Here is a 14,864-nt window from a genome sequence, read left to right as displayed (position 1 = left end):
AAGCGTTATGTGGCAGGTTGAGGCTGGCGTTGCTTCCAGCCAGCAAGGGCTGTTTCGAAAAACAGCACACAAATCGCAGCGACGAGTAACCACTTCCAGAGTTGTTGTTTCGATTCGAGTTCCCGGTTCATCAACTGGCGTTCCGTCACTTTGTCGGGGGACGGGCTGTTTGAAAGTGATGTGACATTTTTGATCGGGACGCCTGCGGCACTCAGTAAATCCATTGAAAGAGGATCTGTTTTTGATTCATCTGGTGGCAGATTTACTGCGAAGCGGACAGCGTCAGGACTCGAAAGATTCTCTTCTGAAGTTCCGATGGAATAGATTCCCGGATGCTTCAATTGAAGAGGCTCTTCGTTGCTGAGAGATGAGATTTCGCCGGATGGCGACTTCAGAACAACCTTCTCTTCGATGAAACCGAATTCTTGCAGGGTGATTTTGTTTCCTGCGAAATAGACAGGTCGAAAGCTCCGTTGGCCTCCAAGGTATTCCAAAAGGCCGTTCATCATGGGAACGAACTTGCTCCAGACTGCGAGATCACTGTCGCTCCGATTCCATCCGGAGGCGAACACGACTAACTGCCCGCTCCCCACCTTGAGTTCAAAGATCGCTGGTGAGCCGTTTTCGAAAGAAGCGAGTACCTGATGTTCGGAGAAATTCTTCAAGTCAAATTCTCGATGCTTCCAGAACCGGAGCTTTGAAAAGTCCGCGAAGCGTGGGTCGTCAAACGGGGTGAGAACCGGGTGAGTGAAGTCGACGGAATTCAACATTGTATAGTCAACAACATCCGCTTCAGTGGGCGATTCTGCTGTGAGCTCAGCCAAGTCATAGAGTCCCACGGACTGCTTTTGAGTCGATGCCACAAATAAAACCTGTCCTCCATCAGCAAGCCATTTTTTCGACCAGTCAATCTGTTCTTTGCTCGGGGTTCCTCCAATGATCAAAAGCGTCAATTTTTCGCCAGCAACAGGTGGCGTGTCAGTGTCGGGAGCCCAGTCATGGATGGTCACGTTTCTTGTCGCCGTGCTGGGGAAGACCGGTTGCAGAAAGAATCGCAATGAATCCGGGCCTGTTGCATTGTCTTCTCCGATGTAAACAATGTTGACCTCCCACGGATCGCGACGCGCAACATAGCAGGTGTTGTCGAAGTCTTGTTGATCACCAGAAATGACCAGTCGTTGAGGGACCACTTGCGATGGTCGTTTTGGAGCACGAATGACTTTACTTTGACCAGGCGGAACATAAACACTCACTGAGTTGTCGAGGCTTTGGGAGTCTTTCGATGTACCCGAGAATTCGTCCAGCCACGCAATCTTAAACTGTTCCTGCTCTGCTTCAGTCGTATTATTGACTCGCAAGCGAACCGAATCATCAGTGGTTGATTCATTCGCGATCAATTGGACGGATGCGTTCGTCGGTGATTCATTCTTGTCGACATTCAAAATTTCCACACTGACATTTTCCGGCCATTCGTATCCGTTGAGTGTTTCCCAATGACTACCGGTTTGAAAATCTGAGATGACCATCAACTTTTGTTCGGTCACTTTTTCATCGACAGACTCGTCTAGTAGATCCGCAGCCGTGAGCATGGCAGTTCCGAGTTCAGTACCGAATGATCCCGGAGCGAGTTGGTTCACCTGCTCCAGGATCGCTGATTTTCTGACATCGGGAGCGAGTGCTTGCCAGTCTTTGAAGCTGATCTCTTGCGTGATTTCGGTGTTGAAGCTCAGGAGACTCAATGAGTCTGACTGTTTGAGATTGTCGACGACGTTCTCAACATTCTCGAGAGCGGTTTCCCAGAATTTTGGTCGAAGCATGCTGGCGGAGGTGTCGATAAGTAAGACGATGCGTCGGCCCGGTGCTTTTTCGCCGTCGAGCGAATCTTGACTTCGCAAAAAAGGGCGTGCGAATGCGATCGCAAGTAAGCAGACTGCGAGTGCTCGCAGGATGAGCAACAGCCAATCTTCAATTCGACTCCGCTTGGTGACACGAGGAGGGGACGGTTGCAGGAACATCAAACTACTGAAAACCTGTCGCCCCTTCGGAGTTCTTCGAATGAGGTGAAACAGGACTGGAAGCCCGACCGCCAAGCCAGCCAGCAGATAGAGTGGTGTCAAAAACGACATGTCTGTTCCAGAAAATTATTGACGCCGAGTTTGTGTAACGCGCAGGCGGGTTTGCAGAAAAGTCAAAAGAGAGTTCTCCAATGGCATGTCAGTCGTTAAGCGAGACACATGAATCCCCAGCCGTTCGCAGATCTCTTCAACGTTCCGTAGATGATTTTGCAGTTTTTTCTGGTACTGGTCACGTGCAGATTTCGGGTCGATATAAATCTCTCGACCTGTTTCTGCATCTTGAAACATTGCAGGAGCATCATAATCAAAATTTACTTCCGCTGGGTCTAGCAATTGGAAGACAGCGACTTCGTTCCCTCCAGATCTTAAGTAACCCAATCGCGATTGGAGCTGATCGACGTCCGTTAAGAAGTCAGAAAGAATCACGAACAGACCACGCTTGCGAACACGCTCGGCAGCTTCTTCCAAAGCTGGAAGAATTCCCGAAGATGTTCCTGCAGTCGAGTTTTCGAGACTGACGAGAACTCTCCGCAGTTGCCCAACGCGATACCGTGCCGGGATGAATTCATCGACACCTTCAGAAAAACGAAGCAGACCCACGGCGTCGCGCTGAGTTGTGAGAAAATAAGCCAGGGTGGCTGCGAGTGTTTTCGCATAGTCTTCTTTTGTGTAGCCAAGAGAACCAAATGACATCGACCGACTATTGTCGACCAGGATATGGCATCGGAGGTTTGTCTCATCTTCGAACCGCTTAATGTAGTAACGGTCCGATCTGGCAAACAGTTTCCAGTCGAGGTAACGCAAATCGTCACCAGAACTGTATTGTCGATACTCTGTGAACTCCACAGAAAAACCGTGATACGGGCTCCGGTGAAGTCCCGTGAAAAAACCTTCAACAACAGACTTGGCACGCAACTCGAATGACTTGATCTGCATTAATGAATGCGGATCGATATACGACGGCGGCGGATAGGCAAGAGGCTCAGACATGTGACCTCGCGAGTACGTTCAAAGACACTGAGATCATACATGTAAAACAACAGAAACAGCAAACCCTCACGCTGAATGCCAGATTTTTTTTGGCCATCTCCGCAGCTATGGGAGTCGGCGTGGGGTGTGGGGCTTACGTCAGGGGCGCCTCCGTCCGTTCAGAATCCTTCTCAAAGATTCAATGACGGTTTTCGAGTTACGAGAGATCTTCGAGGATTGCCTTGCCATCTTGAAGTTTGATGAGGCAGCTTGCTAGCGACTTTGCTTCTTCCGGGTTGTGCGTCACGTGAACTGTTGTCACATGTGTTTGCTTTTGAATCGTTTCGAGTAAGTCGCACATTTGGTGCCGAGTAGCGCTATCGAGTGCGGAGAGCGGTTCGTCGAGACAGAGGACAGAGGGACGAAATGAGAGCGCGCGACCTAGTGCAACTCGCTGAGCTTCTCCACCGCTCAAGCCGGTTGGTGTCCGTTTCAGAAGATGAGTGATTCCGAGCAAAGTCGAAAGTTCTTCGACGCGATCTGCAATCTCTTTTTTTCCTGCCCGGCGAATTTGGAGGGCGAACGCCAAGTGGTCCTGAACAGACATTTTCGAGAAGAGAGCTCCGTCTTGGGGGACATAGCCAATTCCGCGAAGTGCAGGGTTGAGTTGAGTGACATCTCGGTCATCAATTCGAATTGTGCCTGAAGAAACCTTTCTCAAACCGATTAAGCTTTCCAGAACCGTCGTTTTTCCTGATCCAGTTTTTCCCATCAGCACAGCGTATGCAGCTGATGGAATCACCAGCGAGATGTTTTCAAGGCGAAACTGCCCAGATTGGATACAGACGTTTTCTAGAGAAATTTTCATAGCGAGAACACTTTGTGGTTGCAGTGCCGTGAAGAGTGCTTTTTCATGTTCTTCTTCATCTTCACGTTCAGTTTATGTGATGAATCGCTTCTCTCTACGAAACTGAACGCGTACACCATTTCTCTGGGATATCTGAGTGATTATGAATGCTGACAGTGCAGGTGAAGTTTGATTTCATGAAATTATAGATGGCTCGCAACGTGGACAGGAGATGTAGAGCAATATTGTAGACCATTATGGATTTGCTCTATTTCAGTCATAAGAGTGTTTCGCGAGTTCCCCAGATTCTTGTGATGACCAGAACAGTCACGGCTGCGGCGACCATAATGAGAGAGACTGCAACGGCTGCTTCGATATTCCCGACATTCATTTCCAGAAAGACGGTGGTTGAGAGGACCTCTGTTTTCAAGCGAGTCGCCCCAGCGAAAATGAGCAACGGTCCGAACTCACCAAGCGAACGTGCCCAGGCCAATGTGAATGCTGTGATCATTCCATGTGTTGCTTCAGGGAGGACAACCATGCCGAACGCTTGTGAACGTGAACTTCCAAGTGCAACGGCAACTTGCTCACAACGAGGATCAATATGGTCAAACGTTGACTTCATGGTTCGAACTGCGAATGCACAGGCCACAGAAAATTGTGCGAGAACGACAGCCGGGACCTGGTAGACAACATCTCTTGCTAAGAGAGAGAAAGGAAAGAACTGAAACAGAATGAGCAAGCTTAAGCCCACGACTAGCGGAGGAAGGACGATAGGAATATCGAGAATCGCGTCGAGGAGACGCTTGCCTGGAAAATTGTGTCTTGAAAGTAAGTAGCCAATCGGAACGGCAGCGATGATGGAGAGGATCGCTGAAAGTGTACACGAAACCAGGCTGAGCCAGATCGAGTATTGAATTTTCCGATCAGCGAGCGCCGTCACGACCGGGTTGTCATAAAACATCGCCTTCCAGGGAGAGGAAGAAACCGAGGCTGCGTCGACGGTCTTTTCTATGACAAACCACGCATCGGCAAGAAGCATGGCGAGAATGAGGATGACATAGGCCCCGCCAATGATTGCCATGCAACAGTAAAAGACTCGATTGGACAAGACAACATGCCCAACATCCCGCGGTGGAGTTGTTGTGGAGTTGTTGTGATTGTTTTTGGGAGGTTCCGCTGGCGACTCGCTGCCGGTCATAACGCGTCGCTTTCCGGTTGTTGTTTCTGGCTGCCATTGTCCAGTCGGAAATTGAATCCGGCAGACTCGAAGTCTTTTTCAGCCTCTGCAATTTTTTTGAACAGTCGACGTGAGAGGTATTTGTGATCACTCGATCGGGCAATACTGAAGGGCTGAACAGCGACATTCTGCGTAGTTTCTACGCGGATGATATCCACATCTTTTGTGTTTGGGAGGGCGTCGGTAATGTAAGCGATTGAGGCATCAACGTGGCCTGCGACCACATCTGGAATCAGTAACGCCGAGGAGATTTTCTCAACAACGACTTCGCCTTCGGTGGCCTGTTTCTCTTTGATTTTTTGATACAGGCCTTCCGATTCAAGCATTCGACGAGTCAGTGCCCCGATTGTGCATTGCTCCGGCTGACCAAGTGCAACCCGGATTCCCGGCTTGATCAAGTCGGCAAGAGAACTGACGCTCTTGCTTCCTTTCGGGACCACAATGACAAGCTCAACATCAGAAACATCGATGTCGTCTTGAAACCAATCTCGAACGTTGTCGAGGTAGTATCGATCACAGGCCATGTACACATCTGGAAAACCTTGATCCGTTGACTGGTTCTCAATCGTTTTCATTTCTGAGGTCAAGATCCCGCAACCGTTGTACTTGGTGTTGATGCGAATTCCTTCGCGTGCCTGGAATTCGTCCAGAAGTTTTTCAACAGCCCGACGATTGACTGCTCCGCAGAAGAAGGAAATTTCCGGGGACTCAGCCCAGACGTCGCCTTCGACTGGGCGTGTCCCATATTTCTCAAAAATCGTCAATCCTTTGTCACGAGCCGTCAGGTAACGAGCAAACTTGAGAGCCGCTGTGGGGTCGGTTGTGGAATTCAGTACTGCGATGCTAATCAAATTTGGATCAGAATCGAGTTCAGGAAGTGGTATCGCTTTTAACTCATCACGATACTTCGGCATCATCACTGTGGAATCCCAGACGAGTGCGGCATCGACGGCGCCGAGTTTGACATCGTTAGCAATTTCATTGACTGTTGGCTTAAAGACTCCTTTGTCAGTGACAAGTTTCTCAAGCTGAGCCCACCGGTTCGTTCCATCGATTTCGATCGCTTCGAGTTGTTTGCGAATCGCTTTTCCAATGGCTGCCTGATCAGGACTTCCAAGAGCGATGGACATGTCGTCTTGCAGTAAGTCTTCAATCGTTTCAATCACCTTTTTCGAATCTTTACGAACGGCGACAACGGGGCGTTGATGTGCGATGGGAAGTGTTTCAGCTGCGAGTTCGAGTTCGACTGCTTTGTCTGTGTAGAAATCGTCGGCCGCCAGATACAAGTCGGCATCTGAGAAATGATTCACCTGTAATTGATTCAGAAGGGTGTTCGATCCACCGAATTGTAACTCGACAACAACGCCGTATTCTTTCTCATACTCTGCGACGATTTCTTCAACAGGAACACGTAATCCAGCGGCGCAATGCATTACCAACTGCTGCTTGCCACTGTTCGTTTTCGGTGGGCCTTGCTTTAACATCAGAACTAAAAATGCAATCAGTCCTATGGCACCGAGCAGAAGAACCCAGAGAGTGTTCACCCGTCCGGCTCGCCCATTCACTTTTTCATTAGGATGATTTGAATGGCTGTGGGAACTTTGCCTTTTCGTGTGCAACGTATTTCCTGAGAGAACTAATTCTTTCCGGGCACGAAATGCCCGAACGGACTTCATTCGAGAGGGGTGATTGATCATTTTGATAGTCAAGATTCAGGTGGGAAGAAGAGTGTTCGAATTTCCTTGACAGCAAGAGGGAAGCCGGTGTGTGAATCATGTTTCGAATCGTGTCTCACATTGATTCGATAACCAGACTTTCGTCCCTCAATCGCAGAGGGAATTCTTCACCACTGTGCCCCCTCTTCGTTGTACAAGTTGTAAGAGCGATTCCTGGAAACGCTCGCAAGAATTCTGTGGTCGATGTTATTCATTAGATTTACAGTTTGTTGCTCAGTTTTTGTTAGGCCACGATTAATTAGAACTGATTGCGAAATCTGACATAGCCCTCTCACACGTTGAGTGAAGCGGCTATTCCAGAGGAATTCTTAATGGTTCTAGACTGGATTCATTGCTGTCGCTGGCGAAGTCAGTTTTCCATCGAGAATGTGAATTGCTTTCTGTGCATGTGAGACTGCTCGGTCATCGTGAGTCACAAGTAACACGCCGCCACCTTCGCTTGCGAACTCTGCCAGGAATTGCAACAGGATTTCTGCATTTTCATGGTCCAGATTTCCTGTCGGTTCGTCAGCAAGAATCAGTTCCGGTTCGTTCAACAGCGAACGCGCCATCGCGACACGCTGCCGTTCGCCGCTACTGAGTTTTGCAGGGACATGGTGTTGTCGATCGGTGAGTCCGAAACGTTCAATCAATTGCTGGGCCCGTTCCGGGTTTGCTTTTGTTTTGACGGCCATTCCAGGAGCCAGAATGTTTTCGTAAACAGATAAGTAAGGCACGAGATGGAACTGTTGGAAAACGAACCCAATTGTGCGAGCACGAAAATTGGCCCGCTCATCTGCGGTCATGGAATAGGGATCTTGACCATCGATCGTGACGGTCCCCGATGTCGGTTTTAATAGACCACCGGCTGTCAATAAGAGTGTCGACTTTCCACATCCGCTGGGGCCTTGAACAGCTACGAATTCTCCTGCATCGAGTTGCATGGAGACTCCATCGACGGCCTGGACGCTCGAAGAGCCATCCTGATAAGTTTTCGAGATATTCTGAAGTTGCAGAAGCATGATTGTTTCGGTCTCGAATGGTCTTGTGAATGAAGGTGCAATTCGCTCTACGAAGTTTGAGCCCCGATAGGAACTAGCCACTTTGTAAGACCGTTGCAGGGTCTTGTCGGGCAGCCATCAGTGCAGGAATCCAACTCGCCAGACCAGTGAGGAAAATTGCGAGAATCGGTGCGGAAATGACGATTGTGATCAGGCTGTTGTTCTCGAAAATCTCCCTCCATGCTGGCGAAGACATTGAAACTCCTCCCAGTTCTCCGCCAAACCACAGACCGAGTCCGAGACCAACCGCTCCACCAATGAGTCCGATCAACATTGCTTTTGATAGAAAAACGAGCAAGATCTGCTTTGACCTAAATCCGATCGCTCGCAAGATCCCTACCTCTTCAGTCCGCTGACGGGCATTCATTAGCATCAGCAAGAAGATCAAGACCACAGAACCGACTAGCACTAACGGAACCATAACGGCTGCAAATCCCGCATGTTGCTGTTCAATCTGATTGCGTGAATTCTTTTCACGTTCGAGGATCGCCGCTCCTGATTCCTGTTCTTGTTTGAGAGCGGTTTCAGCTGACTCTTTCGCTTTCGCTCTCGCTTCGGCTCTTGCCAGTGCTTGCGAGTACTTCTCGACGACTTGTGTCCCCGGTAATATCCCCGCGATTTCTTCGCGTATTGCGGAAATGCGGTCTCCGGCACAGTCACACTCGAGGGCGAGAATCGCATTGATGAGGTTCTGCATGCCGAGCATTTCTTGAGCTTGCGCCAGATTCACCCACACGGTGACGTCATCAGTCGAACCGCGCTCGGGGTGCAGAGCAGAAACAACAAATTCGTTCTCCTTCAGCGTGATTTTGTCGCCCACTTTCAGGCCGAGTTCCTGATGAATCTCGTAGCCCAACACGATTTTGCCTTCAGCGACTTCTTCTAAAAGTGGCTTCTTGAGTCCGCGATGCAAGATCGGTACTTCGCCACGTGTCCCAATGAGAATGATCTCGCGGTCCCGCTCAGGCCATTGAATTCGCTGACTGACGCTAGGGAGTAAATGGTTTACGGTGACGATTTTCGAGGACGCCAGTTTTTCAACATAACTCTCAGGCATGGTGGCCGTCATTCCGTTTAGGAGCATGTCCGAGCGGGATTGTTCTTTGGGAAGAATCAGAACGTTGAAGCCGAGTCCTTTCATGTGCTTACGCATGGCGTCTTCAAGTTCAGCGCCCGCCTTTTGGACAGCTTCTTCTTTCTCTGCAACCGCCGATTCAATTTTCGCTTGTTTCTCGAGCAGCATCGTTCGCGTGAGATACTGGTCAGCACGCAGAAGTGTTTGTGCTCCGACAAGGCAGCCAACTGCAATTGTCACAGAGATTACCCCCATCACAAAGCTGAGCTTTCGATGTTGGATTTCACGGATGGCCAACCGCCAAACGGTCATCATACTGGGCGTCCTTTATTGAGTTGAACTCTCATCGTGAAGATTGACTGCGGCTGAGATCAGTTCGCACGTGGAGCAAGAACTGCAGAACCAACTGCGACTGCAATGACAAGCAGGACCAACGCGATCAGGATGTTTGTTCCCATGCTTGTTGATGAAACTTGTCCCGCTGAAGCTGATGCATCAGCAGTGTGACTCTCAGTCTTATTTTCAGGAGAAGAGGGATCATTCAACTTCTCGGTTGTTTCGGTGGATGTCATGGCTGCTGCTGTTCCTTCAGAGGTGGAGTCGGCAGCTGCAAGTTCATTCGACTTTGCTTCTTCCATCGCCTCCTCGGTATCGGAGAGGCCGAACCCAGTGAAGCCTGCTAGTGGAGGAAGACTTTCGTCGAGTGTTTCCGTCGGGATGACGTGCTTGTCCCAATCGAGATTCATGATTAAGTCGACGCCGGGGTTTTCCGCTTTGACGGTGCATTGGCAAGCCCCTGTCAAAAACTGAGCTGCCTCTTCGATGACTTCCGGCACAATCCCTTGTCCGACAATTGCGTAGAGTGCTCGGCCGCGACCAAAGACTGGAAAGACCATCGGTTGAGTCATGTATTCCAAATCTCGTAAATCTGGCTCAACACCCAACAGCATTTCAACCAGAATTTTTTCTTCAGGGTTATCTCGTGAGACGCGGACCGCCGAGAACGAAACCTTCAGGGCGTCCGGATCGACCGAGAGATCGCCGAGATCCTCGTCTTCGATTTCCGGAAGTTTAAGTTCTGATTCAAGTCGAGTTAATTCTTTGTTAAGTAACTCAAAAGCAGGCTCGTCAACATCTTTCAGTCCACTCTCCAGGAACACCCAGACCACTGAATCTTCTTTGAGTAACCGTTGGTTAATGGTCTCTCGAATCGGTGAATTGATAAGCTTCGCAGCCGACTTTTTCCCGAACGCACCTTCCCAGACAGTTTGTGGCGGTCCGTTTTTTGGAGGCGATTGAACGACCATCCACGGGAAGCTTTCCGCGGGAGTTTTGTCGAGGATTCCTTGTATCATTGGGCTGGGAGTTTCACTCAAGTCGACAACTTTTACAGCCAAATTTACTGCCGGAACGTCATTGAGCCCGACCGGTTGCAGTGACTCGATTGCAGCCTGTTGGTCATTAGAAAGATCACCCTTATGGAAGACGTAGGCCACGTATGAGTCCGGTTGCCAGTGCTCAAGAGCATATCGAAAAACAGGAACAGAGCAGGCCGCCGCAATCGATGCCGAGACTATTAAGATCAGTGCGACGAGGGTCGTTCGAAATCGCATGGCTGATTTCCTAAGGAGGGCAGGAGTAGATCGGGGAGTTAGATCTCTCACTGATGGTAGGCGATCAGCGAGGAAGTATGTAGAGTGTATTGATGGTTTCAGGGCCGTACAACCATGTTCTACGAGATGAATAGAAATGGACGTGCAAAACATCCTTGTGAAAAGATGATTCCCATTTTTTTCGAGATGTATTGCGGTCCAACAATCCCTGGTCCCGCCAGACGATTTCAACCACCAGCCAACGGAGTCGAAATGCATTCACCCTCCACGTTGCTCTTCCGCAAGTTCTGCTCTTTGTCTCTCAGTCGGTCAGCTCGATGGCTGCTCGTTCTGGGAGTTGCCGCTCAACTGAGTCTTCCTGAAATTGCTTTCGCTGAAAACTGGGCGACATACCGGGGAGACTATTCTCGCTCTGGTGGTTCGACTGAAACGATTTCTTTTCCTCTTCACGCCGCATGGAAATACGAATCGCCTGCGCCGCCGACACTGAGTTTTCAGGGTGGTGAAGGCCGAGTCTATGAAGGCAAAGTGCTAGGGCATCGTGTGAAGTACGACGATGTTTTTCATCCCGTGATTGTCGATGGAAAACTCTTCTTCGGCTCAACAGCCGACGATCAGGTTCACTGCTTCGACATGAAAACCGGACGCGAAGACTGGTCGTTTTTCACCGGCGGCCCAGTTCGGCTTGCTCCTTCTGTCGTTGACGGAAAAGTTTACTTCGGCTCGGATGATGGACATGTTTACTGTGTCGATCAAAAAGATGGGAAGCTGCAATGGCAGTTTCGCGCAGGTCCGGAAGCAGACTGGTTGATTGCTCGCGGAGAAATGATTTCACGATGGCCAGTTCGTACTGGTGTCCTTGTTGATGATGGCGTCGCCTTCTTCGGAGCAGGAATTTTTCCTCATGAAAATGTGTATCTGTATGCCGTGGATGCAAAAGATGGCTCAGTGATCTGGCGACAAGACAACTTAAGTTCCACCGACGCTGGACGAAACGATCTCTCGCCACAAGGTTATCTTTTAGCGAGTGATGATCTTTTGATTGTTCCATCGGGCCGATCACTTCCGGCAGCCTTTGACCGCAAAACCGGTGAACTCGTCCACAAACGCGAGCATAGCTGGCGTTCGACCGCAGGTGGTGTTGTGGGAGGAACCAAAGCTTTGTTGTCCGATGGACAAATCTACTCGGGCGGACCGCATCACCTGTTGGCAATGTCTCAAGATAAAGGCAACGTCGGGTTTGGCTGGTTCGCTGGTCGACAAATGGTTGTCCAAGGTGATGATGCTTACGTCGCTACAGGGACTGTGGTTGCTAAGCTTGACCGAATCAAATACGCCGAAAACAGTCGTGTTCGTCATAAGTATGAAATGGACGTTTACAGCCTCTCTCGAAAATTGCGAGGAGCTGGAAAGAAAGAACCCGCAATTCGCAAACAGATCGCCGAGATTAACCAGAAGCTGAAAGACATTGCAGACGTCGGTGTTCTCTGGCAGAAGAAAACAACCGACGAATCGACTCTTCTGGCGACCGAGAATGCTGTCTTCCTCGGCGGAGAGAATCAGGTCACTGCTTACTCTGCAGAAGATGGTAAAGTTGTCTGGCAGGCGAAGGTCGAAGGGAAAGCTCGCGGGCTGGCAGTTTCTGATGGTCAGTTAGTCGTTAGTACCGACACCGGTCAGGTCTACTGCTTCACACCAAACGCTTCACCAGCAATCCCTGAGCAGGCGGGCCTCGCTGAATTCGAATCGTCAGAACTGTATCAAAAAGCCGCCAAAGACATCCTTGAGAAAACCGGTGTCCAGCGCGGGTTCTGTCTTGTGCTCGACGGTGAAGAGGGCAAGTTGGCCTATGAGATCGCCCGTCAAAGTCAATTGAAAATCTATGTCGTCGAATCCGACCCCGCTAAAGTGGCGACCGCACGCAAAAATCTGTCAAAGGCTGGGTACTATGGAAGCCGCGTGACTGTTCACCAACTCGAAGCTTCGGACATCCCGTACTCGAACTACTTCGCAAATCTAATTGTCAGCGATCGATTCGTCAAAACGGGGGAAACTCCGATCGACCTTTCTCTCATCGCCCGGCATCTCAAGCCTGTTGGAGGAATCCTATGTATTGGTCAACCAGAACAGAAGAATGTTGAAAAAGCGGTTGCGTTGATTGACAAGGCTTCTGTCTCAAGCGAATTCAAAGAGACAGATCTTGAGCAAAAATCGAGTGACGGCTGGGCGACACTTTCGCGAGGGATGCTTCCCGGTGCAGGAAGTTGGTCTCATCAATATGGAAACGCTGCGAACACTGCGGTCGGTGACGACTTACGAGTGAAGGGCGGTCTTGGAGTCCTCTGGTACGGCGATCCTGGGATCGACGGGATGGTCAACCGTCACGACGGAGCTGTTGGCCCGCTGGCGACAGGTGGCCGATTATTCGTACAGGGCGAAACCAACATCAGTGCTTACGATGCTTACAACGGATTGTTTTTGTGGAAGTACGATAACCCCGAAGGGATTCGTCTTGGTGTTTACAAGAACGTCAGCCCCGGAAATCTGGCAGCGACTGAGGATCGTCTGTTCCATTACGTCGGAAAAGAGTGCTTCGAACTCGACGCTGCGACTGGAAAAGTGATTCGTATTCACAGCTTGCCGGAATCTCGTGCAGACGGAGATCACAGCTGGGCCTATGTTGCAGTCGAAGGGGATATTCTCTTTGGAACCGCGACCATTCTCGGCACGAAGAATGCATTGGACCGACGTCGAGGACGGATTGTTAATGATGCCACCGATGGCATATTTGCAATCGATTTGAAAACCGGGAAGCACCTTTGGGACTACAAAGGTCAAAGTATTTCTCACCGGACAATTGCAATAGCACCGGAACGTGTCTTCTTCATCGACAGCACAATCACGAGTGAACAGCGTGCTGAAATTCTGCGGCAAGACAAATCCGCTTTGGAAAGCCTCGAAGGGGAAGAGCGAGAAATCGCGGAAGATCGTTTGAAGAAGGCCGATTTACGACGAGCGGTCGCCATTGACTCGAAGTCTGGAGAAATCCTTTGGGCGAAACCTGTCGATGTCACTGATTGCAGCGAAATCGGAATCGGTGGTGGAATGCTGACGCTGATGTATCAGGATGGGACACTCATTCTCGGTGGTGCAAATGCAAACGGTCACTACTGGAGGCAGTTCGTCGCTGGTGAATTCTCACGCCGTCGTCTCGTCGCCTTGTCCGCCGTCAACGGGTACAAACTTTGGTCAAAAGATGCGAATTACAGAAACCGTCCAATCATCATCGGTGACAAAGTTCTCGCTGAACCCTGGATGTATGATCTGCAAACCGGCGAGCAAATGACTCGCCAACATCCGATCACCGGAAAAGATGTTCCGTGGTCAATGATGAGAACTGGTCATCACTGTGGAATGCTGACAGCTGCCGATTCCGGAATGGTGATGTTCCGCTCTGGATACACGGGATTCATGGATCTCGAACAGGACGCCGGTGTGCGGCACTTCGCCGGTCACCGTTTGGGATGTTGGATCAATGCCGTTCCTGCGAATGGTCTGGTGATGATTCCCGAAGCTAGCGCCGGTTGTGTTTGTTTGTTCTCCATTGCATCGACGATTGTGCTAGAACCACGTGAAGCTCGTCGACCATGGGCAATTTACAGCTCTGTAGGAGCACAAACTCCGGTTCAACACTTAGCTCTCAACCTTGGTGCTCCCGGAGATCGCAAAGATGCACATGGGACAGTTTGGCTCTCTTATCCTCGTTATAAAGCCTATCAGGAAACATCACTCGATGTGAAAATGAACCTGGCTCCAAAGTTTGGAACTGGTGGAGGCTACGAAGCGTTGAACGAGGACAGTGTGGATGTCATTGGTGCCGAGACACCCTGGTTGTACACATCTTGGGCAAATAATCTGACTGAAATCACTTTGCCCTTGTTGGGGAAAGAAGATAAGCCCGCTGAGTTCTCTGTGGAACTTCACTTCGCAAACGCCGACGAAGCGATGAAGGCAGCGAAATTTGACGTTCAGTTCAATGGAAAAACAGTCCTGAAGGATGTCTCAGCTGATCAAGTGACTCGAGACGGAATTACAGCAGTGAAGAAAGTTGTTGAAGGTGTCGAAGTGAAGGATGCACTCACCATCTCACTGGTTCCAAAATCCGGTCAACCCGTTCTGAATGCTGTGAAAGTGTTGAGGGATTAAGAACATGTTTCATTCAGGTCTTCAGTAACCTATTCAGTCACTGGTGACCTACCGGGTAAACGT

General features: G+C 50.0%; 9 protein-coding genes. 1 reads left to right on the top strand and 8 read right to left on the bottom strand.

Annotated features, from left to right (window positions below):
* Positions 1 to 5: 5 nt before the first annotated feature.
* The 8 genes from Mal48_RS10750 to Mal48_RS10715 all read right to left on the bottom strand — a co-directional run bounded on the left by Mal48_RS10750 (position 6) and on the right by Mal48_RS10715 (position 10,595).
* Positions 6 to 2,126 carry a BatA domain-containing protein gene (locus Mal48_RS10750; protein ID WP_145198820.1) on the bottom strand — a complete coding sequence of 707 codons (2,121 nt, stop codon included), beginning with the start codon at positions 2,124 to 2,126 and terminating at the stop codon, positions 6 to 8.
* A gap of 15 nt (positions 2,127 to 2,141) precedes the next feature.
* A complete protein-coding gene (locus Mal48_RS10745) occupies positions 2,142 to 3,065 on the bottom strand; it encodes a DUF58 domain-containing protein (RefSeq protein WP_197442246.1) in 924 nt (307 codons plus the stop codon).
* A gap of 196 nt (positions 3,066 to 3,261) precedes the next feature.
* Positions 3,262 to 3,912, bottom strand: coding sequence for an ATP-binding cassette domain-containing protein (locus Mal48_RS10740; RefSeq protein WP_145198817.1), 651 nt, complete (start codon positions 3,910 to 3,912; stop codon positions 3,262 to 3,264).
* Between the two features lie 256 nt (positions 3,913 to 4,168).
* Positions 4,169 to 5,092: an ABC transporter permease gene (locus tag Mal48_RS10735; RefSeq protein WP_231739988.1), complete on the bottom strand. Its 924-nt coding sequence runs from the start codon at positions 5,090 to 5,092 to the stop codon at positions 4,169 to 4,171.
* Positions 5,089 to 6,675, bottom strand: a complete 1,587-nt coding sequence (modA, locus tag Mal48_RS10730) for a molybdate ABC transporter substrate-binding protein (protein ID WP_197442245.1) — start codon at positions 6,673 to 6,675, stop codon at positions 5,089 to 5,091. The genes Mal48_RS10735 and modA overlap by 4 nt, the downstream gene beginning before the upstream one ends.
* A gap of 509 nt (positions 6,676 to 7,184) precedes the next feature.
* The gene (locus Mal48_RS10725) at positions 7,185 to 7,868 is read right to left on the bottom strand and encodes an ABC transporter ATP-binding protein (protein WP_145198811.1); all 684 of its coding nucleotides are present in this window, start codon (positions 7,866 to 7,868) and stop codon (positions 7,185 to 7,187) included.
* 73 nt (positions 7,869 to 7,941) lie between these two features.
* Positions 7,942 to 9,297 carry an ABC transporter permease gene (locus tag Mal48_RS10720; protein WP_145198808.1) on the bottom strand — a complete coding sequence of 452 codons (1,356 nt, stop codon included), beginning with the start codon at positions 9,295 to 9,297 and terminating at the stop codon, positions 7,942 to 7,944.
* 56 nt (positions 9,298 to 9,353) lie between these two features.
* Positions 9,354 to 10,595: a hypothetical protein gene (locus Mal48_RS10715; protein WP_145198805.1), complete on the bottom strand. Its 1,242-nt coding sequence runs from the start codon at positions 10,593 to 10,595 to the stop codon at positions 9,354 to 9,356.
* Between the two features lie 252 nt (positions 10,596 to 10,847).
* On the opposite strand from Mal48_RS10715, the gene Mal48_RS10710 reads away from it, so the two are divergent.
* On the top strand, positions 10,848 to 14,801 hold the full coding sequence (locus tag Mal48_RS10710; RefSeq protein ID WP_197442244.1) for an outer membrane protein assembly factor BamB family protein: 3,954 nt from the start codon (positions 10,848 to 10,850) through the stop codon (positions 14,799 to 14,801).
* Positions 14,802 to 14,864: the final 63 nt, after the last annotated feature.

The organism is Thalassoglobus polymorphus, assembly GCF_007744255.1.
Taxonomy (GTDB): Bacteria; Planctomycetota; Planctomycetia; order Planctomycetales; family Planctomycetaceae; genus Thalassoglobus; species Thalassoglobus polymorphus.
This window is presented reverse-complemented; position numbering and strand designations above follow the sequence as displayed.

What these genes read in the sequence shown, in the direction of transcription:
- Mal48_RS10750 (WP_145198820.1), bottom strand. Translation starts at nt 2,126, where the DNA reads ATGTCGTTTTTGACACCACTCTATCTGCTGGCTGGCTTGGCGGTCGGG.
- Mal48_RS10745 (WP_197442246.1), bottom strand. Translation starts at nt 3,065, where the DNA reads ATGTCTGAGCCTCTTGCCTATCCGCCGCCGTCGTATATCGATCCGCAT.
- Mal48_RS10740 (WP_145198817.1), bottom strand. Translation starts at nt 3,912, where the DNA reads ATGAAAATTTCTCTAGAAAACGTCTGTATCCAATCTGGGCAGTTTCGC.
- Mal48_RS10735 (WP_231739988.1), bottom strand. Translation starts at nt 5,092, where the DNA reads ATGACCGGCAGCGAGTCGCCAGCGGAACCTCCCAAAAACAATCACAAC.
- Mal48_RS10725 (WP_145198811.1), bottom strand. Translation starts at nt 7,868, where the DNA reads ATGCTTCTGCAACTTCAGAATATCTCGAAAACTTATCAGGATGGCTCT.
- Mal48_RS10720 (WP_145198808.1), bottom strand. Translation starts at nt 9,297, where the DNA reads ATGATGACCGTTTGGCGGTTGGCCATCCGTGAAATCCAACATCGAAAG.
- Mal48_RS10715 (WP_145198805.1), bottom strand. Translation starts at nt 10,595, where the DNA reads ATGCGATTTCGAACGACCCTCGTCGCACTGATCTTAATAGTCTCGGCA.
- Mal48_RS10710 (WP_197442244.1), top strand. Translation starts at nt 10,848, where the DNA reads ATGCATTCACCCTCCACGTTGCTCTTCCGCAAGTTCTGCTCTTTGTCT.